Source organism: Rhizobium sp. LjRoot254 (assembly GCF_964254105.1).
In the GTDB taxonomy this organism is placed as follows: Bacteria; Pseudomonadota; Alphaproteobacteria; order Rhizobiales; family Rhizobiaceae; genus Rhizobium_E.
On the sequence record NZ_CAXUSM020000001.1, the window covers coordinates 4,551,549 to 4,574,457 of the forward strand.

A 22,909-nucleotide genomic window follows, 5' to 3' on the forward strand; every position below is an offset into this window, starting at 1 on the left:
GCTAGCGGTGGCGCGGTTGCAGGGATACGTAAACCACGTAACTTACGTGGTGGATTGGTGGATTTGCCGGGATTGTCGATGGGCTGGCGGCTTGCCAAGCCGCCTCGCCGATCTCACCAACGACAGGCGCGGCGCAGCTTGTAGCGTACCTCGCCCCATCTGTTCACCTTCAGGCGGTAACAGCCGTTTCTATAGCCGCCGACATAAACACGGTCGCCGCGCCAATAGTGCCGCCGCCAGTGGCGGTGGCCCCGATAGCCATAGCGCCAGTAACCGTCCTGATACTCGGACTCACCGCCACGATCGTTGAAATTGCGGCCGATCTCATTGTTGCGGCCGCGCGTGTCCGCTTCCGCAACGGCCACGCTGGCGGTCGCCATGACAGCCGCAAGTATGCTGACCAAAAGCCTCTTCATTGGAATTCCTCCCGTTGAACGATTACGGAAGATGCTGTGGTGCTATTGGGCTAACGTGACGACGGGACGATTGTTCCCGCGATAGTATCCAAGGCGACCGGCCTTAGCTTTTTGAATTCGTGGTTGTTTCCTGTACATGAGCGGTGAGTGCGTCCAACGCATCACCCAGCTCCGCCGGCGTGAGCATCCGCAGCGGTTCGCCATAGGCAACGCGGATGGTTCCAAACGGATAGGGAAGTCGGAAACGGTCCCACGTATTGAAAGTCTTGCCGCGCACCGGCCATGCCGCGCAGGGGATAAGCGGCAGGCGCGCAAGCCGGGCTATCTGGGTCGCGCCTTCCTTGGCGATCCGCGCAGGCCCGCGTGAGCCGTCAGGCGTTATGTAAAGAGAATGGCCGCTACGCGCCGCGCGGATGAGCGTTCGCGCGCCGACGAGACCGCCGCGACGGCGTGAGCCTTCCACGGCGTCAATGCCAAACCAGATGGCGACTTTGCGAATGAGGGCGCCCGCCCGGCTGGCCGCGACGAGAGCAAGCAGCTTGGAAGGATTGGGGTGGTTCATGATGGGCAGCATCGGAATCTGTTGATGCCAACTCGCGAGCACAACCGGCCCGGCGATCAATGGAGCGGGTACGACGGTTACCACCTGCACGCGGCTCGTCACGAGTACGAAGTACATATAAGCGGAGATAAGCGCAGCGATTGCGCGTACGGTCAGTGGGTGATCGAAGAACTTCTTCATTCTATAAACACCAACGTTCAGCGTTCATTGTCTCCCAATCGCGCTGCAATTGCCAGACCTTTCGAAGCCGAGCGTTAATGGTTGCTTTCTACCGGTTGGAGGACTGAACAGGCCTACAATCCAGCGCCGGCGTGTCCGGCTTGCAGTCCGGAACCGCCTTTACATCGCCCGTGAGGCTTTTGACGTGATGGGAGTAGTTGTCGCGCGTCACGGGATCGAGCACGGCGACCGGGGCGGTCAGGACTATGCCGGTCGTACTTCCGGCCACCAGGGCCGCCCTGGTCGTCCCTGCGAGGATCTTGTCTCCGACGCCGACCCTGCTATCGGTCAGCGTCTGCCCATCGGACATGCGTGTTCCGATGAGCTGGACGATCTCCGGAGACTCCGCGAACTTGCCGTGGTGGAGGCTGTCCATCGCCTTCATCTTCGTGAGGTCAACCACGTTGATCTTGTTGTCCGCCAGTTCCTGCTTGTACGGCGCCTGCTCCGGATCGATGGATCCCAGGCGCTCGACATCGCCCCAGACGCGCCGCGAGACAGCCAGCGCGCGATCATCGCGCGAGACGAAGAGCGTGAATTGTGGATGCGGCATTCCCATGTCGGCAATCTGGGACCGGAACACATCGACATCGACATCCGGGGCTGCAAGCATGACATTCTTGAACTTGTCGGGGAGACCGTCGTTGCGAATCGCCATCTGCCGCAAGGCTTCGAGCGTCAGCCAGTTTCCCATCGAATGGGCGAGGATGTTCACTTCATGAACGTCAGGATCCTCTTTCAGGTATTGAAACAGATTTTCGAGAGCATTCCGCGTGTAATTGGTGCTCTCGCGGTCGTAACCGTAAGCGAGCACGCTCCCTCTCGACGGCCACGTCACGAGAATGGGTGCGCTCTTGACGTTGGAATCGTGAATGATCTGCGCAAAGCGATAGACGGAGTCTTCGAAGCGGTTGTTGAACCCGTGGATGAACACAAGCACGCTGTGGTCGGGGCTTTTGACGACCGACGCCTTGAGCCACACCTTGGCCGCCTCGATATCGATCGCATCCGCCTTCAAGGTCGCAAAGTCGGTTTGCGGATTGGACGGAAGCTTCTTGGGCCAGGAAACCTCGCCGACCTTCCTCACCTTCTCCGGAGGTATGGAGACGGTGATCTCCGCAAACGAGGCCAGCGGCGCCCGCTCACCCGTATACATTTCCCCGGTATTCTTCGATCGCGCGCGCGTGGTGGCGATCAGCATATCGACATGGCTGGAATTGGGAGACGTATCGGCAACCGGCGTCAGAACGCCCTTCGGATTGCCGCCGCATCCCGCCAACACCGCCGACAGCGCCGCAAACAGGGTTGCCAATACAGCGAGGTGCGTAAAGCTCGCCCGTCGGCCGCGGAAAACAGAAAGTCGTGCCAATTGCCAATCCTCAAGTCGCTGGTGAAGACGCGCCGGTAGCGGTTGCCAACGGCGTCAGGCACGTCAATCCTTCCTGGTCGAGGCGCCCGCTATCAACCGGCGGGCCTCCTCGATTTCTTCCGCGGTTCCACTCGCAGTGACGAGTGAAAGGTAGATCGCGGCAAGGCGCGGATTGCGCAGACTGTTCATCACCGCAAACACCTCGTGAGGCCGTTCCGGTCTGAACTGTCCAGGGTTCGCCTGTTGCCCGGCGCTCCTCATGCCGCGGGCATCACGGTTTTGACCGTTCCGTCGGCGCCGACCGTGCAATCGTATTTCGCACCCGCCGCATCGACCTTGACCGCATAGGTCGTGTCGTCGACCCTGCTCGAGCTGATCGGCAGCGTCTTGGCGGCATCGGCCTTGGCGGCGGTCGCCGCAGCGCTGGCGCAGAGCAATTGCAGGTCCGCCGGCGCGACCTCGGTCGTGGTGCGCGCCATGGCGTCAGGCGTCGGCGCGCTTTGGCAGGCGGCAAGCGGCAGAAGGCAAGCCAATGCCAGAATGAACCGATGTCGTGTCGTGGCGTTCGAGAGAATAGCCTGCATGTTCCTGTCCTCCGATGATTTCGTTCATACGCCCTTGTAGAGTGCCGCGCCCTGCATCAGCACGATGACCTTGGCGCCCACCTCGATGCGGGCGTGCAGATCGGTAATGTCGTCGTTGCGCATGCGGATGCATCCCGAGGACACGTCGAGGCCGATCGTCCACGGCTCCGGCGTACCATGGATGCGGTAGATCGTATCCTCGTCACCTTCGTAGAGATAAAGCGCCCGCGCGCCGAGCGGATTGTCCGGACCACCCGGCATGCCGGCGGCCCATTTGCGCGCCTTCTCGTCGCGCGCGACCATCTCGGCGGGCGGCGTCCAGGTCGGCCATTCCGCCATGCGGCCGATGCGCACGATACCCGCCCAGCCAAAACCGTCCCGCCCGACGCCGATGCCATAGCGGATCGCCTGGCCCCCGGGCTGCACCAGATAGAGATAATGCTGGTTGCCGTCGATGATGATCGTGCCAGCTTTTTCGGCAGTGCGGAATTTGACCGCCTGCATGCGGAAGGCCTCGGGAGGCTGCTGCTTGTTGCGGCTGTAATATTCGCGTGCCTTGCGACTATCGTAATTGACCCATTTGCGCTTCTTGGGATCGTAGATCTGCGTCTTCGCCATCGCCTGCTGGGCCGGCATTGCCGGTGTGGGGAGGGCAAGCCCGGCCGTCGCCGCGAGCGTCATGCGCAGGAAGGTGCGGCGGGTGGCCATCGTGCTGTCCTTGCTCATGGCTTTGCCCACCCATCGACACGCGATTTCCGATCTTCGACCCATTTGGTGGCGTAGTCGAGCGGTACCTGCCGTTCCACCTGAAGAGCGTAGCTCATCTGGCTCACCTCTTCCTCCGTGAGGTCGATCTTTTCCAGGAAGCGCGCAATGTCGGGGTGTGCCTTGGCGAAGGCCGTTCCATAAGCGATATGAAAGCGGGCGGCATCCCAGGCGACCGGCGCGCTCGACTTGGAGATCCAGAGCGGATCGCCCGGATCGGCGATCTTCCACTTCGCCGCATCGAACGCCGGCTCGGTGATGCGGCTTATCTTGTGCAGCTTGAAGAGATGATGCGGGCTGTAGCAATAGAAGACCATGGGCTGGCCGGTCGCGTCGGCCGCATCGACCGCCGCCATCGCGACGTCTTCCTCGGCTTCGACAAGGGCGACGTCCCTCGCGTAGCCGTAGCTGTTGGCCCGGACGCGCTCGATACCGGTCGACAGCCACGCGGTTGCCCCGATCCAGATCTCGCCCTTGCCGTCGCCATCGGTGTCGAGCGCCCTGGATTTGTCAGGATTTTCCAGATCCTCGACCGACTTGATGCCGAGCTTTTCCGCGGCATCGGTCGCACATAGCCCCTGCCAGGCCGACACCGAGTGGCCGGTCAGCACCGCGACCTTCTTCTCCGTCACATAGCGCCGGATGATGTCGTCGTAGTTGGGCCGCCAGACCTCGGGGTGGATCGCAACCGTGCCAGCCTCGATCCCGGCGAAGGAATTGAGCGCTCCCATTTCCTTGACCTCGGTATCGAGGTTGAATTCCGCCTTGATCGCGACCTTGATTATATTCGCCGTCGCCTGTCCCGATGGCCAATTCGGCATCGCGATGACGAGATCGGCGGCGGAGGCAACCGATGCCATGCCCGCCAGGATAAGCGCAGAGATCATGGATCTGTACAACATGTTACCTCGCTCCCTTCGGTTCACTGCTGATCGAATATACATTGCTGCCGGTCACTACGCTGGATTGAATGTCGCCTTGGTGACCATATGGTTCCTCGAAATGGCGGTGAGGTTTCATGTTCCTTCACCTCCGCCTGCCGCAGCTTCCGCCTGCTTGCGCTGTTCGGCCAGTTTCAGCATCGCGGCGGCTGCCGCCTCGGGCTTGTCGTCACCGCCGACCTGCACCGTCGGCTGGGCGAAGTTGATGCCGTTTTCCGCGAAAGTCTTGCGGAGCATCGCATAGGCCCGGCGTCGGACCATCGCCTGGCTGCCGGGCTTGGTGCTGAAGGCAAAGCCGAGTTCGACGCCATATTCGTTGATCTGCTCGACGCCTTTCATCTTCACGGTCTCGATGATGAGTGCACCAAGCTCTTCGTCCGCGAGCAGTTCCGCGCCAACCACCTTCGTCAATTTTTTGGCCTTGGCGATGTCGGCATCGAAGGTGACCCGCAGGCGGAATTTGTCGATCACCCAGTCGCGGCTCATGTTCTGCACCGCGCCGAGTTCGCCGAAGGGCACGGTGAAGACCGGCCCGCGATGATGGCGGAGCCGCACCGACCTGAGGCTGAAGGATTCCACCGTCCCCATATAGCTGCCGCTCTGGATATATTCGCCGACCCGGAAGGCATCGTCCATCAGGTAGAAGACGCCGGATATCACGTCCTTGACAAGCGTCTGCGATCCGAAGCCGATCGCAACGCCGAAGATGCCGGCGCCGGCGATCAGCGGCCCGATCTCGACGCCGAGTTCGGCGAGCACCGTGAGCGCGGTCACGATGAGCACCACCGCGGCAAGGCCGTTGCGGAAGATCGGCAGCAACGTTCTGATCCTTGCGCGGCGTGCGGCCTCTTCGGGTGTCAGCGGCCCCTCGTCGCTGACCGAGGCGAGCTTCCGCTCGATCAGCGCCTTGCAGACCCGCCAGCCGAAATCGGCGATCAGCAGCACCACGACGCTCTTGAGAAAGCCCGCCACGATGGTGTTGCTGATCGATCCGGGATTGGTATCATTGAGAGGGTTGCTGTTCCAAACATAGGCGAGCCAACCGATGGCCAAGGAAATGACGAGCGTCCTGACGCCATATATGATCAGCACAGCCTTCAGGCTGTCGGTGGGTTGGTCCGGCCAGTTCGCGGTCGTAAAGGCACGGGCAAGATGCTCCATTGCCTTGAGCACCTTCGGCAGGAACAGCGCAAACAGCCCGATCCAGCACAGGAGATGGAGGCCCATCGCCCAAACGACCCATAGCACGACCAGTAGCACGGTCTGCAATGCCTTTATCCGAACGGATGGATTGCCCGCCGGCTGCTTCCATACGGCCTCGATGAAAATGGCAATCATCGTGATGGAAACGACAAAGGCCAGCGCCTGGGCTGCGTCCGGATTGATGCCGATCGGCACGGTGAGCAGGGCCGTCGCCATGCCGAACAGAAGCACGCCGAAGAACGCAAGCGTCCGGCGATACATTGTCGGAGATATGCTGTCGGCGGCGCGCAGGATGCGGGCCACCGCCAAGACGAGCCGGAACAGCAGCGCCGCGATCAGGTAGGAACGCAGCACCGCTCTCAGCAAGGGCGGCCAGTCGGCGACGAAAAAGAGCGCCACCGTGATCGCGGCAAAGGCTCCGGCAGCGACCAGTTCTCGCATGATCGTGTTCACCAGCGTGCTGCCTTCGGGGGCACGCACCAACCGGCGCAGCGCCCATTCGCCGACGGCCGCTGCGAGCAGTATGAGCGCCAGATAGACGATGGCCGGCATCATGCCACGCGTCGCGGCCTCGGCGACCACGCGGGAAGAGGCTGCCGAATATTCGGATAGAAGTATCGGGAACCCCGCTTCTGCACTGCGGAATTTCTTCCGTGCACGGCCTTCCCAAACCTCCGCACCATCGGCCTTCGCCACCACCGGGGTAGCGGCTGCGTCCGCCTTGCCCCCGCTTTCGACCCATTTGCGGATATCGGGGTCGTCCATCAGTTTCATCAGGGCCTGAAGTTTATCGACCGGAGGAGTAGCGGGCGTCTGGGCATGTGCCGGCAGTGCCATGAAGGCGCAGAACAGCACGACCAGAAGAGAGGGGAGCAATGACGCCAGCGGCAAAAGCCGCAGTAATATCCGACCGGTCTTCATGCTCCGTCCCCTCGTAGCAAGGCTATGCCTCTTATGCCAAACGTGCGCGACACATCCGATTGCCCGTCAGCATCTATGGTTTCCGCCCGATTGCAAGCGGATTGCCCATCTCAAAACCGCACGGTCATGCCGAGGATCGGTCCCTGCTGGACCGTGTCGAAGACAAATCCGTCGTTGCGATAGTTCACGCCGAGCGCCCGGTAGCCCGCCACCGCCGAGAACGTGTCGTTGAACTGGTAGCCAATGTTGGCGGCGACATCCCAATCGACATTGGCGCCGCCGGTGCCGACCAGACCCCATCCGGAGATGAACCATTCTTCGGTCAGATCATACTTGCCACGAAAGCCGGCCATGCCATCGACCCAGGTCGCGCCGTCGCTCGTCGAGCGCCCGTCGAGGAAACCGCCATTGAGGGATATCGTCGTATCGACGGACCACACCCGTATGCCGGCGACGACATCGAGATGGCCCCGGTCGCTATCGAGCACCGCATAACCGACGCCGAGCAATCCGGTAACGGTTTCCGATTGTACGTCGACTTCCTTGGTCAGCAGGCCGAACGGTGTGTCGGCGTCGGCCGAGAGCTTGATATACATGAAGTCGCCGATGACGCTGAAACGCTCATGGCGCAGCTCGGCCGCCCCCATGAAGGAGAAGTCGAGATTCTGGAATATGTCGCTGAAGCTCGAATCGATCTTGATCGTCGGCAGGCCGAATTGCGAGGTCTTGCCCGACAGGCCGGCAGCCCAGAAATAGGGCGAGGCGGCGAAAGACCAATCCTCCGTACTGTCCTCTGGCGCCGTTTGCGGCATGACAAGCGGCGAAACATCCGCGGCAAGCGCGGTCGAGCCGAGCATCATTGCGATCGCCGCCGCCAAACTCAGTTTGTGATATCGAGTCATTGTGAAGTCCTTCTTGCTTTAGGCGCCTGTCGTCCCTGCAGGTGACGACCTTGGCTTACTTTGGAAACAGGAATGTAAGCCCGGCCCGGAAGCCGATGCCATCGGGCCCTCCGTCTGGAGCCTCCGCCCAATAGCGGACACCGGCGAACAGGCTCACCGGCTGGTCACCGAACTTCACAAGCTTGGAGACCACAGCATTGATCGGCACAGACCATTGGTCGTTCTCCCAGTCATAGGTGCTTTCGGTGTTGAGCGAGAAGGTCCAGGCCGTCGGGGTCGTGTAGGAGACGAACGGCTGGAGGAAGGTCGAGCTGATGTCCGGCCGGGAATCGTCGCCGGCCACCGACCAGATGTGGTTTCCGAGACCACCGACCGTCCAGCCGCCCATCTGCTTGAGAACGACGGCTGTCGGACCGATACCGAACTTTTCCGAACCCAGCATATCGTCTGTAGCCGTGGGCAGCAGGAAAACCGGGCCGACGCCCCAGACGATGCCGCTCGGGCCGGGCTGGGAGGGTGAGAAGAAGAAGCTCTGGGTGATGTCGCCCATGCCGAACTGGGTGCCTGACGGTCCGACAATGTCGTTCTGCTGGATTACAGGGACGATGGTGCGCGAAATGACGTTCCAGTCTTCGGTGAGGGAGATCGGGATCACCGGCTGGATGTTGAGGTAGGCGCGGTAGCCGTTATCCGGACCATAGCCCTGGTCATAATTGAACTGCAGCGGCACGCTGATCATAGCGGCCACCGGGTTGTTCAGCTTCTTGGCAAGGTCGGTGTCGCCCTCCTGGGCGAGAGCCTGGCCGGCAGGTCCGGATGCCAGCACCAGCATCGCAAGCCCGACCGAATGAGTGATGAGAATATTTTTCATGGCCCCGCTCCATGGTAAGCTATTCGTTCATTGTCGTTCGAAGACATCGTACGGCATATTGGACCAAGGGCCAATATGAACACTCGAACAATTAAGACCGCAGGTTGCGTTTTCGACCGGCTGTGTCAAATGCGCCGCCGGTCGGTCGTGATGAGGGTGAATGCACCTGGAATTGCAGCCACGGCCAGCAATGGCGACAGTGCCTTGCTCACTTCACCTCTTCGAATTCACCCGGCCGCCAGGTCTGGTCGAACCACGGTTCCAGCGGGCCGTAGAGACGGAGAAGGACGAACCATCCCTTGCCGGGAATGGTCTGGGTCCAGTTGGCTTCCTTCCCCTCCGGCGCCTTGGGGCCGAAATAAAGATCGACCGAGCCGTCGGCATTGGCGATCAGCTTGTCGCGCTTGCTGTTCTTGCTGGGAAAGGGCTGAGAGGTCTGGAGTTCCGAGCGGGTCTGCGGGTCGTAGACCACCACCGACCAGAAATCTTTCGCGGGAGCATTCGCGGGTATGCTGAGCTTGTAGTTCTTCGCGCCGTCGAGCGGCGTGCCGGATGCGTCGGCATAGTTAATCGCGTATTGCGAGCCCTTGCCGATGATCTTAGCCGCCATTGCCGGCGTATTGACGGTGGCCATGTAGAAGAAGTTCGTCCGCGCATCCAGATTGCGCCCGGACATCCCATCCCCGTCGAGCCACTGGTAATCGTCGCCGATGAAACCGGTCCTCCACTGGCTACCAGGATAAATGGGCGAGCGTGGCTCACGGCTGCGGAATGCGATCGCTCGCGCAGTCGCGTTGGCGACGGCGATGGAGTCCGTGAGGATCGCCTTCATCCGCTCATCGGGCGCGAAGGGCTTGCCCTTGCGGATGCCAATGGCGGCAGCCAGGCCGCGGAGTTCGGGGTCGATGAAGTCGATCGGTTCCTTCTGGATGACCAGATCGAGTTCCTTGAAGAATTCGAAATTATTGGCGTGGACCGTATTGTAGGCAAGCTTCGAGCTGTTGATGAACTCCATCGCAGGCGGATTGGCTGCCTGGCTCAGCGGATAGATCTTCACGCCCTCGCGGAACATCTTCGAAGCCGCATCCGGCTTGCCGTCGACGAGGAAGCCGCGCAGGACCACCATATTCCCATAGGATGGAGAATGTGCGACGAAATATTCGCCGCCGTCCTTCACGTCCTTGGGCAGCTCGCCCTTGTAGCCGGGCGGGACGATCAGGTACTTGCCGCCCTTGCCCCGGTCGGGCCCGGGAATGCCCATGTCGATGACGAAACGGAAGAATGCATCATCGACGGTGCCCGGTCCCGAGCCCGGCGGGACTTCGACAACCGTCGGCCCATCGGCATCGAGATCGAGCGCCGCGAAGCAGTAGACGGTGTCGGTATTGGCAGTCAGGTAGAGCGGGTTGGAATCCATCAACTGGTCGAAAATGACGGCCTGGTTGACCTTGGTTTCGCCGATCTCGGCAATGCCCAACCGGATTGCTTCCATTGATGCGGCCGGGACGAAGTTGAGGAAGACCTCGACGCCGCGCAGGAAATCGAGATTGTCGTAGACCAGCCTGGTCGTTTCGAGCGTCGGCACGCCATCCACGAAATTGAGCGTGCCAAGCCGTGTTTCGACCTTGTCGGGAGTCATGATCTGGTCGGGGATTTTGTTGTTGAAGCCGGGCGTCTGGGCAAGGGCCGGCGTGACGGCCAGCATGGCGGCCAGGGCGGTCGCGGCAAGAAGCAATTTGCGATTATCGAGCATGGCTATGTCGCTTTCCAGTTAAGCATCGTTGTCCAAGCCCGACGCCCACCAGGCGCCGGGAATGATTGAGAAAATCGGTTGAGGCAGTTGGCCGCGGCCCCGGATCAGTCGATGTAAACCACCGCATATCGGCCGCCGTAGGACTGGTAATAAGTGCCGCCGCATCCCCACACCGCGTAGCCGCTGACGGTGGTCCGTGCGCATCCACCGGGCAGCGTGTTAACATAGATCGTCGAGCGGCGGATCACGCGTCTTGTGGTGCGCCGCGCCACACCGACGGGCCTGACAACCGGGCCACGGACGACCGCGGTGCGCCTGACGACGACACGGTTCGCCTCGGCCTGGGTGAAGATCAGACCGGATGATGAAAATTGACTGCCTATCCAGCTGTCGGTCACGAGAACGGCCGCGATGATGGCTGCGGCGGAGACATATTTGAAAATCTGTCGCTTGATGGTCATTTGCTTGTCTCCAGCACGATCTCGCCCGTCTCGTCGGCTTCGATGGATTCAAGGCGCTTGGCGTCCGCCGGCGGGGTGAATGCAAACAGCTTGGGATCGATCTTGTCGGTCGTCCAGCCGCTCAGCCGCAATGTGTATTGCGGAGCGCCGGTCACCCATTTCGTGGTGATCACGTATTTGACCGGAAGCGGCTTGTCGGAATGGCTGATCCAGATCTGCCAATCGACGAGATCGGTGCGAAACGCCAGGTGGTCGCATTCGACGCCATCCACGAAACCGACGCCGACGACGCGTCCGGATACCACGCCTTCGGTCAGCACCGGATAGGGATCGGATGCGAGAAGATCCGCGCCGGTCGCATCGAGACCCGTTGCCGTCCGGAACTCATCGACAGCTTCGTCGATCGTTGGGCCCGGACTGTCGAGCTGGCCGTAAACATTCAGTGCCTTGCCGAAGAGGGTGATGGTCTTGCCGTCGAAGATGACTTCCATGTCGGCAAGGGGTCCTTGCCGGGTCATCAGGAAGCCCGCCGACCGCGACAGCGAGATCATGCCGGTCGCGCTCAGTTGCAGCTTCTGGCCATCGACGCCGACGACCTCATGATCGGTATCGTAATCGACGCTGAATTCCTTCATGGACTTCAGGTGTTCGGTCATCGCCTTGAGGATAGCGTTCGCCTCGGGCTCGATCGCATCCTGGGCCTGAGCGGGCAATCCGAAAAACAAGCCGCCCGCGATTATACATCCGGCGCCGATCTTGCGCACCGTCGATATTCGATCCTTGGTGAATGTCGTCACGATGTCGTCCTCTCCATGTGGGCCGCGAGGCGACCGGTTTCCCCGACGCCACTCGGCATAAATTGGATCAATCTCAGGGCCCGGTCTCAAACCTCTTGAGTGCCTGCTCGACCTCGCTGACCAGTTCCTGCACCAGTTCCCGCCATTCCCGCTCGCGCGCCTCCCGCAGCGCCGCTACGCTTTCCGGTACCTTCGCCAGTGCAGCTTCCGCGTCGGCGAGTTCCTCGCAAAGCTCGCGAAAAGTATCATTGGAGCGGAGCAATCTTCGAATCGTGAACTCGGATCGCGGGAACCGATTGGCCGCCGCCTGCAGAGCTTTGCCTTGCCTGATCCCCAGTTCGCGCTCTGTTGCCATCAGCCCCACCAGTTCTGACTTAGGATTATAGGTTGAGCCGCAACGACGATACGTAAACCATGTAACTTACGTGGATTCTGCGCATGGTTTCAAAGTGTTGGATGTCGGCCGCGATTGCATGACGTCGACCTATCCCTGCCAGGTCATGGCTGTGCATTCACGTTGAGCAGTTGCTAAGATACAATCATGAGGTATACGATGGTAGCGGACAGGGACGCGGCTTCGGGGAAGTTGCGACCACCGCAATCTGGCACGGGGGGTGCTATGAGAGACGCTACCGCAATCGTGCCGGAAGCAATTGTAGGCGCCGATGAATGTCGGGCCCAGATGAAGAAGATTGTCTCCAGTCCCGATTTCGAGGCCACCGAGCGAGAACACAGATTTCTGGCCTATATCGTGGAAGAGGCCCTGCAGGGACGCGGCGACAGGATCAAGGCCTATTCGATTGCGGTTGAGGTGTTCGGCCGCGAGGCTTCGTTCGACGCGCAGCACGACCCGATTGTCCGGATCGCCGCCGGCCACCTGCGGCGGGCAATCGAGCGGTATTACCTGACAGGCGGCAGGGAGGACCCGGTACGGATCAACATCCCGAAAGGCAGCTACGTCCCACAGTTCTCGAATATTGAATGCGCCGCCGCAGTGCCGCCCGCCCCAGCGCAGACAGGCCCGGAGCACCTGACGGCCGCGCCCTCAGATAGTGACTCGGCGACGTTCTGGCGCGGACTGATTGGCGGACTGAGCGTTGCTACGGTCATCGTATTTGCCGTCTGGTTGTTTCTTCCTTCGCCACCCGTCCAACAAGCAAAATCTCCGGAGATTCCACGCATCCTTGTCATGCGCCTGGAAGATATGGCGAAAACGGGCTCTTCTTCATCGATCGCCAACGGTCTCACACAGGAGATCGTCGCACAGCTTTCCAAGTTCAAGGAAATCGTTGTCCTCCAGGCGACGGAAGGCGGTGTCGTAGCCGATCCGCCGCCCCGTTTCGTCCTTGCGGGGAGCGTCGATCTTGCAGGCGACACCTTTCAGCTTCGTATCCGGTTCGTAAACCGGGAAGATGGTTCCGTACTCTGGGCGGATAGCTTCGGCGGCACGCTCAAGGCATCCGAGCTGGTTCACGCGCAGTCTCTCATCGCCAGCAGTGTCGCCACCACGCTCGTGCAGAGTTACGGCGTCATCTTCCAGGCCGATGCAATGCGCGCTGTTGCCAATCCACCTGACGATTGGGCCGCCTATTCCTGCACGCTTTCCTATTATGCATACAGGGCCAATGTCGAACGACACGTTTTGCCGCAGGTGAGGGAATGCCTGGAGAAGGCTGTCAAGCGGTATCCCGAATATGCAACGGCGTGGGCCCTGTTGGCTCAGACATATCTCGAGGATATCAGGTTCCGCGTGCCATATGATGCAGCCGTTTCTCCACAGGATCTTCAGCAAGCGCTCGACACTGCAAGGCATGCGGTGCGGCTTGACCCATACAACACGCGCGGCCTGCAAGCCGAGATGTTCGCTCTGTTCTTCTCCAAGCAATACGAGGCAGGCAAGGTGGTCGGTGAAAAGGCAATCAAGCTAAATCCCAACGACACCGAGCTTATTGGAGAATATGGGTACAGGCTTGCTGTCTCGGGAGATTGGGCGAAGGGCTGCCCATTGATCGCGGAGGCCCGGGCCCGCAACCCCGGCATGTTCAGTTATTACGAGAGCGGGCTGGCTCTGTGCTCCTATTTTGACAACGACCTCGAACAAGCCGTCATGTGGATCGGCAAGACAACCGCGCCCAGCAACCCGATATATCACGCGATAGCAGCTGCCATATATGGGGAAGCCGGGCTCAAGCGTGAAGCGGAAAAGGAAGTCTCGTGGCTGTGTGAGAACCATCCGGCACTGCTGAAGAATATTCGAGAGGAAGTGACGATACGCCTGGGACGAGCGCAAGATATCGAACTCTTTATTTCTTCGCTCGGCAAGGCCGATGCCTTGTTCACACCGGGTAAAAATCCCTGCTCGCGCCTGGAGGCCGTTGATAACCACCCTTGAATTGGCCCGGTGGCAATGGGAGCAATTCAGCCGATGGAACAGAGCAAATCTCTGCCGGCGGCACGATCGGTGAACCGTGTGCAAACTTTAGCGCTGTGCCCGGCGGACCAGATCCCGGACCGCGGCGACCGCTATCCGGTATCCCTCCGCGCCGAGCCCCGCCATCACTGCCGTGGCCGTCATCGAGACCAGGGACTTGTGATAGATCGCCTCGCGGCGGTGGACGTTGGAAATGTGGAATTCGATGATCGGGCCGGGAAACATCTTGAGCGCATCGAGGATGGCGATGGAGGTGAAGGTCCAGCCGGCGGGGTTGATGATGATGGCGGCGCCCTCGTCGATCGCCTCGTGGATCCACTGGATCATCCGCTCTTCGCTGTTGGTCTGGCGGAATTCGACCATCCAGTCGCCCGCCGCTTCGCGGCAGAGCGCCTCGACTTCGGCGAGCGTGGTCTTGCCGTAGATTTCGGGTTCTCGCTTGCCCAACCGATTGAGGTTGGGGCCGTTGAGCACGTAGAGCGGCTTAAGGTCAGCAGTCATCGGCATTATCCCTGGTAGCCCAGCAGGCGGGGTAGGAAGAGGACGGTTTCCGGTACGAAGGTGATGATGATGAGGCACACGACCATCCAGAAGATGAAGGGCGCGGCATCGCGGATGATGTCCTTCACCGGGGCGCCCGAAATGTTGGTCATGATGAAGAGCAGCAGGCCATAGGGCGGCGTGACGAGGCCCAGCATGATGTTGACCACCACGACGACGCCGAAATGCACCATGTCGATGCCGAGCGCCTGTGCGGTCGGAATGAAGACCGGCACGATGATCAACAGGATGGCGGTGCCTTCGAGGATGCAGCCGAGGATCAGCAGGATGACATTGACGAGGATGAGGAATGTCGTCGGCGTCATCTCCCAGCCGGTCAGCAGCACGCGAATGCTGTCCGGGATGTTCTCGACCGTCACCACGTAGTTGAACACCAGCGATCCGGCGATCAGCATGCCGATTGAGGCTGACGTCTTGGCGCTGACGAGCAATGAGCCGTAGAAATCCCTGAAATTGATCGACCGATAGAGTACGACCGAAATCACCAGCGCATAGGCGGCGGCGAGTGCGGCGGCCTCCGTCGGCGTGGTGATGCCGCTATAGATGCAGCCGAGCAGCAGCACGGGCATCATCAGCGACGGGAACGCCCGCCAGGTGATCAGGGGAATTTGCCTGAGCGGCACCGGATCCTCGACCGGGAAATTCTTGCGGCGGGCGGTGATCGCCACCTGCATCATCTGCAGGCTGGCCATCAGCAGGCCAGGAATCATGCCACCGAGAAACAGGTAGCCGATCGATGCATCTGAGACCAAGGCATAGAGGACCATGGGTATCGAGGGCGGAATAATTGGGCCGATCACCGACGTCACCGCCGTGAGTGCCGCGGCGAAACTCGGCGTATAGCGATTGTCGCGGGTCATCATGTTCTGCATCATCCGGCCCGAACCTGCGGCATCGGCAATGGCCGAGCCGGACATGCCCGCGAAGATGATGCTCTGAACCACATTGACCTGCGCCAGCCCGCCACGGAACCGGCCGACCAGCACGTTGCAGAAGGTCAGGAGCCGCTCTGTCATCGAGCCGATGTTCATGAACTCGGCCGCCAGGATGAAGAGCGGCACGGCGAGAATGATGTAGTTGGTGTACATCCCGTTCAGCAGTTGCTCCGCCACCGTGCCCATATCCGCACCGGTGAGGAACAGGTAAAGGACCGAACCGCAGATCATCGAAAGGCCGATCGGCATTCCGATCAGCGCCAGGAACGTCATCAGGATGATGGCGATGGAGAATGGGCTCGCAAGGTTCATACGCCGGAGCCCGCCTTTGTGGGGTCATAGGCCTCAGGCGCCTTGCCGCGGATCGCCTGGATGCCAAGCCAGATGTAGCGGACGATCATCGCGATGACGAAGACGACATAGATCGAATAGAGCCAGTCGAAGCGGATCTTGAGATAGGCGGTCTTCTCGACCTTCATGAACATCACGTAATCGACCACCGCCGGCAGCGAGAGCGCGAACATCGAAATCAGCGCGACGGCCATGATCAGCACCATGATCCGCCGCGCCCTGTCGCCGGCACCAGCCCAGAACAGGTCGAAGCGAATTTCCTCGCTTTCGCGCACCACGAAGGCGGCGCCGAACAGCACGATCCAGATCCACAGCGCGACACTGATCTCATTGGTCCAGCCGATCGGCCATTTGAGCACATAACGGAAGACGATCTGCAGCATGAAGGCCGCGAACATCAATAGGAGAAGCATGGCGAGAACATTCTCCGCCCGCCGCCGCAGCCACTCGCCTTGCGCCGCGTATTTCGTAAGCCAGTTCATGAAGATCGTCCCGTTCCAGATTTGCGAATGCGGCATCCGCCGATGCCGCATTCGCGTCGAAAAGTTCGGGGCTAGAGAGCCTCGACCTTCTCGATGATACCGGGCGCCCAGGATTTGGACAGTTCGGAGCCGGCATATTTTTCGCGCGCGAAAGTCCGGAAGGCGGCGACATCGGGTTCGTAGATGTTGAGGCCGGCCTTCTTGAACTCCTCGATCAGCGTGCCTTCCTGCTTGATGTGTTCGTCCTGGCTCCAGGTCATCGCCTTGTCGGCGGCGGCCTGGAATGCGGTCTGCTGTTCCGCGCTCATCTCGCCCCAGACCTTGCTCGATACGGTGAGAAGGTCGTAGCCGATCAGGTGCGAGGTGAGCACGATCTGCGACATGACTTCGTAGAACTTCATGTTCTTGACGTTGGGCAGCGGATTGTCCTGGCCGTCGATCGCACCTGTCTGCAGGCCGGTATAGACCTCGGCATAGGCCATCGCTGTCGGGTTGGCGCCGAGCGCGGTGCCGAGGAATTGCCAGGCGTCACCACCCGGCATGCGCAGCTTGATGCCCGCCATGTCGGCCGGCGTGGTGATCTTCTTGTCGGGCTTGAGGCCCACCTGGCGAGCGCCGAAATAGGTCGGGCCTAGAATACGGACGGAAAGCTGGTCCTCGACCATCTTTTTATATTCGGCGCCGAGGTCGCTGGCGAAGAATTTCTGCACATGGGCCGCATCGCGGAACAGATAGGCCGAGCTCAGCACCGACCATTCCGGAATCTGCTTGGCAAAATCCTGCGGCGCGATGTTGCCCATCTGCAAATTGCCGCGCTGGAGTGCGACGAGTTCCGTGCCCTGTTTGAAAAGATTGCCGCCATAATAGGGCTCGAGCTTGAACGAGCCCTCGATCTCCTTGCCGAACATCTTGGTCATCTCGGCGCGGATATCCTGCTCCGAAAAGACGGCCGAAAACTTGAGCACGGGCTTGTCCTGCGCGAATGCGGGCAGCGGCAAAACAGAGGCGGCGATGGCGCCTCCGACGAAATGACGACGGGTCAGGTCGATTGTCATGTTTCCTCCTCCTTGCACCATGGTTCACGGTGCCAAAATTATCGCTCCTCCGCGACTGAAAAATATTGTACGAAATAGTTCGTTTATGTCAACGGTGGTTCGGAGGAGCCCCTGTTGACACCTGCGGCATTAGGAGGATGGGATGAAAACCTCGATCGCGACCGTGACGATGAGCGGCGAACTGGACGCCAAGTTGCGTGCCATCGCGGAGGCCGGGTTCGATGGCGTGGAGATATTCGAGAACGACCTCCTCGCCTCCGACAGTTCGCCGCGCGATGTCGGCCGCATGGTGCGAGACCACGGCCTGGAGATCACGCTCTTCCAGCCGTTCCGCGATTTCGAGGGCATGCCCGAGCCGCTGCGTGGGCGGACCTTCGACCGGGCCGAACGTAAGTTCGACGTGATGCAGGAACTGGGAGCAGATCTCGTGCTCGTCTGCTCCAACGTCTCGCCAGTGTCGCTCGGCGGGCTGGACCGCGCCGCCGCGGATTTCCATGAACTCGGCGAGCGTGCGGCGAAACGTGGCTTGAGAGTCGGCTACGAGGCGCTTGCCTGGGGCCGGCACATCAACGATCACCGGGATGCCTGGGAGATCGTCCGCCGCGCCGACCATCCCAATGTCGGCCTGATTCTCGACAGTTTCCACACGCTCGCCCGCAAGATCGAGGTCAATTCGATCCGCTCGATCCCCAAGGAGAAGATCTTCATCGTCCAGCTCGCCGACGCGCCGCTGATCGACATGGACCTGCTCTATTGGAGCCGCCATTTCCGCAACATGCCGGGCGAGGGTGACCTTGACGTGACCGGGTTCACGCGCGCGGTCGCCGCCACCGGTTACGATGGCTACCTCTCGCTCGAAATCTTCAACGACCAGTTCCGCGGCGGTTCGACCCGCGCGATTGCGGCCGACGGCAGGCGCTCGCTCATTCATCTCGGCGACCAGGTCAAGCGCGCCGAACCGGACACAGCGCTGACCGTTCCTGATATGCCCGACCGAGTGGCGGTTAAGGGCGTGGCCTTCGTCGAATTCACCGCCGATAAATCAGAAAGCCCGGAACTTGTCAGCATGCTCCACACGCTCGGCTTCCGCAGGGTGGGCCGGCACACGTCGAAGAAGGTCGATCTCTACCAGCAGGGCGCGATCAGACTGGTAGTCAATAGTGAAGAGAAAGGCTTTGCCAGTGCGGCTTTCCACCTTCACGGCACATCCGCCTACGCCTTTGGACTGGAGGTCGAGAATGCGGCGGATGCCGTTGACCGCGCTACGGCCCTTGGTTCGGAGCGGTTCATGCAGCCAGTACCCGCAGGCGAAACGACGATACCAGCGATCCATGGTCCCGGCGGCGGGATCTGCTATTTCCTCGACGACAGCGGCCCGCTCGCATCGGTCTGGACGCGGGAATTCTCGGCCGTTGGAGATCAGGCTCCAGTCAAATCCGCCGGGCTGGAACATATCGACCACATCGCTCAAACCGTGAGTTACGAAGATCTGCTGACGACCGTCCTGTTCTACAATTCGCTGCTCGATATCAGGAAGACGCCCATTGTCGATATCATCGATCCCTCCGGCATCGTCCGCAGCCAGGTGGTCGAAAACGGCAGTGGCTCGTTTCGCGTGACGCTCAACGGCGCCGAGAATCGCAAGACGCTTGCCGGCCATTTTCTCGCGGAAAGCTTCGGTTCCTCGATCCAGCATGTGGCCTTCTCGACATCGGACATCTTCCGGACCGCGGAAAACCTTACGGCCAACGGCTTCACGCCGCTCCAGATTACCCGCAATTACTACGATGATGTCGAGGCTCGATTCGGGCTGGAGCCGGACTTCGCCGAACGCCTGCGCGCCGCCAATATTCTTTACGATCGGGACGAGCATGGCGAATATTTCCAGCTCTACAGCCCGGTCTATGGCGAAGGCTTCTTCTTCGAGATCGTCGAGCGGCGCGGCTATCGCGGCTATGGCGCGCCGAATGCGATCTTCCGCATCGCCGCCCAGAAACGCCATATCCGGCCGGAAGGCGTGCCGGCGGGCTGACTTGCCGATATCGGATATTTGGCTTACGCCCTGAAACGGAACGGATGGGAAAAGGTCCTGGAAATGCAGACTGCCGAAACACGCGTCGCGCGGAAGAACGATCCCGATGGTACGAAGGAGAACATCATCGCGGTGGCGACGGAGGAGTTCGTCAATTCCGGCTTCTCGGGCGCGCGCGTCGACCAGATCGCCGAGCGGACCAAGACCTCGAAGCGGATGATCTATTACTATTTTGGCAGCAAGGAAGGCCTCTATCTAGCCGTCCTCGAACGTGCCTACCAGAAGATCCGCTCGCTGGAGACGCGGCTCAAGCTCGAGGATCTCTCCCCCGAGGATGCGATGCGGACGCTTGTTGGTTCGACTTTCGACCACGACGATGCCAATCCCGATTTCATCCAGCTCGTCAGCATCGAGAATATCCATCGCGCCGAGCATTTGAAGAATACCGATGTGCTGCAGAAAGCCAATTCCGGGATCATCGCGATCCTGTCCGGTATCCTCGAACGCGGCTATCGCGACGGCGCCTTCCGGCGGCGCATCGATCCCGTGGACCTGCACCAGATGATCTCGGCGCTCTGCTTCTTCCGCGTCTCTAACCGCCACACATTCGGCGCCATCTTCAGCCGCGACCTGATGGAAGGCACGCTCAAGGCGCGCCACAGGCTGATCATTTCGGATATGGTGCTATCCTATCTGAAATCTGGCTAAGCTAGGCCCAATCATCCGCCAATTGACATTACGAACCAGTTCGTACATTTTGAAAGCGTCGGCGGACATAATGTTGCCGGCGCCATTCAAATGACTGGAACCGGGTGGAGCTTTGCAGTCATCTGCGAAAACAATGACGCGCGTGGTCCGCGCGGGCTTGATCGGGAGCGGCATCGGCCTGTCCCGCACGCCCGCGCTGCATATGGAGGAAGGCCGCCAGCACGGCATTGATTATCGCTATGACCTTATCGACCTCGACCTACTCGGTGTCGGGCCGGAGGCACTAGGCTCCCTGATCGCCAAGGCTGAAGCGCAAGGCTTTGCCGGCCTCAACATCACCCATCCCTGCAAGCAGGCGGCGATCGCCCATGTGGACGAACTCTCGGACGACGCAGCCATACTGCAATCGATCAACACGATCACCTTCAAGAACGGCACGCGCAGGGGTCACAACACGGACTGGTGGGGTTTTCAGCAGAGCTTCCGCCGAGGTTTGCCGGATGCAGACCTGAGCCACGCCGTGCTGATCGGCGCCGGCGGTGCCGGGGTTGCGGTGGCGCATGCGCTGGCCCGCATGGGCACAGCCAAGCTCTCGATATTCGACGTCGATCCTGCGCGCGTGTCGGCCGTCGTGAATCGGTTGGTCCCCGCGCATCCGGATTGCATTTTCGAAGCCGGCAAAGACCTCGGTGCGGTTTTGGCACGCGCGTCGGGCATCGCGCAGGCGACACCGATCGGCATGGCTTCACATCCAGGCGCGCCGTTCGATCCCGATCTCCTGTCAGCGAGCCTCTGGGTCGCGGAGATCATCTATTTTCCACTTGAAACGGCACTGCTCACTGCGGCCGCCGAACGGGGTTGCCGCGTTCTCAATGGCGGCGGCATGGCAGTGTTCCAGGCGGTGGGTGCCTTCGAACTCTTCACAGGCGTGGCACCCGACGCCGAGCGCATGATCCGGCACTTCGGCGCGCAGTCTCGCTAAAGCTACAACGACCGGATTACGATCTGGCGCCGTGACCATGTCTTGCAGCACTCCGCAAACCGAAGCCCGCTTAAAACTCTCGATGAAGCGCGCCAGTTGAAACTCATCGCTTGACTGTTCAATATGGACAGACGTAAGCGGCGGGTTTCCGCGGAATGATTGGGGCGCTTGGCGAATGGCAAAACTAGAGGTGACTGGCCAGAAACGAGCCAGGCGTCAGGTCAACCGGCTGCCCGCGACGCGCCGCATCGAGGATATCATGGCTGCGGCCCGGCAAGTGTTTTCGGAAAAGGGCTATGCCGACGCCTCGATCACCGATATCGCGCTCAAGGCCGGCGTCGTCGAGGGCAGCATCTACCGCTTCTTCCAGAACAAGCGCGACCTGCTGATCCGGGTCGTCGAGAACTGGTACGAAGAGACGCTGCTCAGGGATGATGAACAGCTTGCGAGCATCAAGGGCACCTGGAACAAGCTGCGCTTCATCATCTATCACCACCTGCTGTCGATCAAGCGCGAGCCCGCTCTCGCCCGGCTGGTGCTGCAGGAACTCAGGCTCGATCCCGAATACCGGAATTCCAAGCTCTTTCACCTCAACCAATCCTATACGCACCGGGTGACCGAGGTGGTGAAGGAGGCGATCGAACGCGGCGAGTTCCGCACCGATGTCTCGCCTTCCTTCGTTCGCGACCTGATCTATGGCTGCATCGAGCACCGAACCTGGGCTTTCCTGCGCAATGAAGGCGACTTCGATGAGAACGACACGGCTGACAAGCTCGCCGACATGGTCTACCGGGGGCTTGTCATCGAGCCGGAGCGAACGGAGCCGATGAAAGAGGTGCTGACCAAGCTGGACTACCTGATCGGCAAAATGGACAGTTAGTCTCAGGCTGACTTTCCGGAAAAAATGCCCCGGATGGTGAGGTTCATATAGGTGTCGATGACCTCGGGCGGCGGCTGGATAATCTCGCCGTCCTTGACGCAGAACCGGGTGCTGAGCCATTGGCGGGCGCCGAGCAGGATCTGCGAAATTGCCGGGATTTCGTCCCGCGCGATGTCGGGCAAATGACCCTGGTCGAACTCGTGCTCCATGGCCCGCTCGAAACTCACCGTTTGCAGCGCGATATGCCGGCGGAAGCCTTCGGGCGCCTGGATTTCGCCTTCGTGCAGGATCTTGAAGAGATGCGGCGTCTGTTCGAGGAACTCGAAGAAGCCGGTGATCCTCGCGCGTTCGCGGGCAACAGGGGAATCCTCGGCCTCGGCGACCTTCTCCTTGACGTGGGCAAGCAGGGTCACGCTGATCGACGGCAAGAGCTGGTCGAGGAGATCCTGACGGGATTCGAAATAGTTGTAGAACGTGCCCTGGGCGACACCGGCGCGCTCGGTGATCCGGGCGACGGATGTGCCGGCGTAGCCGAATTCGCCGACAATACCGATGGCTGCCGTGAACAGGCGATTGCGGGTCGCCTCGGACTTCTCGGCGCGATTGAGCCTGCGGACGCTCTCCTGCTTGCCCCGGTTTTCAGCGGTCGTTGACATGAGGAACCTCTAGCGGGGCCTCATGTCGATGTCAATAAAATGAATTATGACTCATGATTCATTTTTTCTTTA

The 22,909-nt window shown here is 60.6% G+C and carries 24 protein-coding genes; 5 read left to right on the plus strand and 19 right to left on the minus strand.

The genetic code is table 11. From position 1 onward, the window contains the following. Positions 1-113 precede the first annotated feature (113 nt). The 14 genes from ACSQ26_RS22500 to ACSQ26_RS22565 form a co-directional block, all read right to left on the minus strand. On the minus strand, positions 114-416 hold the full coding sequence (locus tag ACSQ26_RS22500) for a hypothetical protein (RefSeq protein WP_436012831.1): 303 nt from the start codon (positions 414-416) through the stop codon (positions 114-116). Between the two features lie 103 nt (positions 417-519). Beyond that, a complete protein-coding gene (locus tag ACSQ26_RS22505; protein ID WP_436012833.1) occupies positions 520-1,158 on the minus strand; it encodes a lysophospholipid acyltransferase family protein in 639 nt (212 codons plus the stop codon). Between the two features lie 88 nt (positions 1,159-1,246). Continuing rightward, positions 1,247-2,509, minus strand: a complete 1,263-nt coding sequence (locus ACSQ26_RS22510; RefSeq protein ID WP_436015420.1) for an alpha/beta hydrolase — start codon at positions 2,507-2,509, stop codon at positions 1,247-1,249. Positions 2,510-2,629: 120 nt separating this feature from the next. Further along, positions 2,630-2,755, minus strand: a complete 126-nt coding sequence (locus ACSQ26_RS22515; RefSeq protein WP_436012835.1) for a hypothetical protein — start codon at positions 2,753-2,755, stop codon at positions 2,630-2,632. 68 nt (positions 2,756-2,823) lie between these two features. After that, a complete protein-coding gene (locus ACSQ26_RS22520) occupies positions 2,824-3,150 on the minus strand; it encodes a hypothetical protein (RefSeq protein ID WP_436012837.1) in 327 nt (108 codons plus the stop codon). Between the two features lie 24 nt (positions 3,151-3,174). Beyond that, positions 3,175-3,831: a L,D-transpeptidase gene (locus tag ACSQ26_RS22525; RefSeq protein ID WP_436015422.1), complete on the minus strand. Its 657-nt coding sequence runs from the start codon at positions 3,829-3,831 to the stop codon at positions 3,175-3,177. A gap of 41 nt (positions 3,832-3,872) precedes the next feature. Continuing rightward, on the minus strand, positions 3,873-4,817 hold the full coding sequence (locus ACSQ26_RS22530) for an ABC transporter substrate-binding protein (protein ID WP_436012839.1): 945 nt from the start codon (positions 4,815-4,817) through the stop codon (positions 3,873-3,875). Positions 4,818-4,931: 114 nt separating this feature from the next. Then, positions 4,932-6,980, minus strand: a complete 2,049-nt coding sequence (locus ACSQ26_RS22535; protein ID WP_436012841.1) for a mechanosensitive ion channel family protein — start codon at positions 6,978-6,980, stop codon at positions 4,932-4,934. A gap of 110 nt (positions 6,981-7,090) precedes the next feature. Beyond that, positions 7,091-7,882, minus strand: coding sequence for a hypothetical protein (locus ACSQ26_RS22540; RefSeq protein ID WP_436012843.1), 792 nt, complete (start codon positions 7,880-7,882; stop codon positions 7,091-7,093). 55 nt (positions 7,883-7,937) lie between these two features. After that, positions 7,938-8,714 carry a transporter gene (locus ACSQ26_RS22545; protein WP_436015424.1) on the minus strand — a complete coding sequence of 259 codons (777 nt, stop codon included), beginning with the start codon at positions 8,712-8,714 and terminating at the stop codon, positions 7,938-7,940. Positions 8,715-8,961: 247 nt separating this feature from the next. Further along, positions 8,962-10,506 (minus strand): DUF1254 domain-containing protein, encoded by a 1,545-nt coding sequence (locus ACSQ26_RS22550; RefSeq protein ID WP_436012845.1) that lies wholly within the window; start codon positions 10,504-10,506, stop codon positions 8,962-8,964. A 104-nt stretch (positions 10,507-10,610) separates the two neighbouring features. Then, complete coding sequence (locus ACSQ26_RS22555) at positions 10,611-10,967, minus strand: hypothetical protein (protein WP_436012847.1); 357 nt, start codon at positions 10,965-10,967, stop codon at positions 10,611-10,613. Continuing rightward, positions 10,964-11,764: a DUF2092 domain-containing protein gene (locus ACSQ26_RS22560; RefSeq protein WP_436012849.1), complete on the minus strand. Its 801-nt coding sequence runs from the start codon at positions 11,762-11,764 to the stop codon at positions 10,964-10,966. Before ACSQ26_RS22560 ends, ACSQ26_RS22555 begins: the two co-directional genes overlap by 4 nt. Positions 11,765-11,837: 73 nt before the next feature. Then, positions 11,838-12,119, minus strand: coding sequence for a hypothetical protein (locus ACSQ26_RS22565; RefSeq protein WP_436012851.1), 282 nt, complete (start codon positions 12,117-12,119; stop codon positions 11,838-11,840). A 264-nt stretch (positions 12,120-12,383) separates the two neighbouring features. Here ACSQ26_RS22565 and ACSQ26_RS22570 point away from each other — a divergent pair, with 264 nt between their 5' ends. Beyond that, positions 12,384-14,156 (plus strand): hypothetical protein, encoded by a 1,773-nt coding sequence (locus ACSQ26_RS22570; protein WP_436012853.1) that lies wholly within the window; start codon positions 12,384-12,386, stop codon positions 14,154-14,156. 87 nt (positions 14,157-14,243) lie between these two features. Here the strand turns inward: ACSQ26_RS22570 and ACSQ26_RS22575 are convergent, their stop codons facing one another. From ACSQ26_RS22575 to dctP, 4 genes are all read right to left on the minus strand, one after another. Further along, positions 14,244-14,696 (minus strand): type II 3-dehydroquinate dehydratase, encoded by a 453-nt coding sequence (locus ACSQ26_RS22575; RefSeq protein WP_436012855.1) that lies wholly within the window; start codon positions 14,694-14,696, stop codon positions 14,244-14,246. Positions 14,697-14,701: 5 nt separating this feature from the next. Continuing rightward, positions 14,702-16,003 carry a TRAP transporter large permease gene (locus tag ACSQ26_RS22580; protein WP_436012857.1) on the minus strand — a complete coding sequence of 434 codons (1,302 nt, stop codon included), beginning with the start codon at positions 16,001-16,003 and terminating at the stop codon, positions 14,702-14,704. Next, positions 16,000-16,524 carry a TRAP transporter small permease gene (locus tag ACSQ26_RS22585; RefSeq protein ID WP_436012859.1) on the minus strand — a complete coding sequence of 175 codons (525 nt, stop codon included), beginning with the start codon at positions 16,522-16,524 and terminating at the stop codon, positions 16,000-16,002. The genes ACSQ26_RS22580 and ACSQ26_RS22585 overlap by 4 nt, the downstream gene beginning before the upstream one ends. Before the next feature lie 71 nt (positions 16,525-16,595). Beyond that, positions 16,596-17,579, minus strand: a complete 984-nt coding sequence (gene dctP / locus ACSQ26_RS22590; RefSeq protein WP_436012861.1) for a TRAP transporter substrate-binding protein DctP — start codon at positions 17,577-17,579, stop codon at positions 16,596-16,598. 142 nt (positions 17,580-17,721) lie between these two features. Between dctP and ACSQ26_RS22595 the strand changes: the two genes are divergently transcribed. The 4 genes from ACSQ26_RS22595 (at position 17,722) to ACSQ26_RS22610 (ending at position 22,181) form a co-directional block, all read left to right on the plus strand. Continuing rightward, entirely contained in the window at positions 17,722-19,611 is a 1,890-nt protein-coding gene (locus ACSQ26_RS22595) for a bifunctional sugar phosphate isomerase/epimerase/4-hydroxyphenylpyruvate dioxygenase family protein (RefSeq protein ID WP_436012863.1), read from the plus strand. Between the two features lie 63 nt (positions 19,612-19,674). After that, positions 19,675-20,319: a TetR/AcrR family transcriptional regulator gene (locus tag ACSQ26_RS22600; protein WP_436012865.1), complete on the plus strand. Its 645-nt coding sequence runs from the start codon at positions 19,675-19,677 to the stop codon at positions 20,317-20,319. 133 nt (positions 20,320-20,452) lie between these two features. Continuing rightward, on the plus strand, positions 20,453-21,301 hold the full coding sequence (locus tag ACSQ26_RS22605; RefSeq protein WP_436012867.1) for a shikimate dehydrogenase: 849 nt from the start codon (positions 20,453-20,455) through the stop codon (positions 21,299-21,301). Between the two features lie 175 nt (positions 21,302-21,476). Beyond that, the gene (locus tag ACSQ26_RS22610; RefSeq protein WP_436012869.1) at positions 21,477-22,181 is read left to right on the plus strand and encodes a TetR/AcrR family transcriptional regulator; all 705 of its coding nucleotides are present in this window, start codon (positions 21,477-21,479) and stop codon (positions 22,179-22,181) included. A gap of 2 nt (positions 22,182-22,183) precedes the next feature. On the opposite strand, the gene ACSQ26_RS22615 is transcribed toward ACSQ26_RS22610, so the two are convergent. After that, on the minus strand, positions 22,184-22,837 hold the full coding sequence (locus ACSQ26_RS22615; protein WP_436012871.1) for a TetR/AcrR family transcriptional regulator: 654 nt from the start codon (positions 22,835-22,837) through the stop codon (positions 22,184-22,186). Positions 22,838-22,909 lie beyond the last annotated feature (72 nt).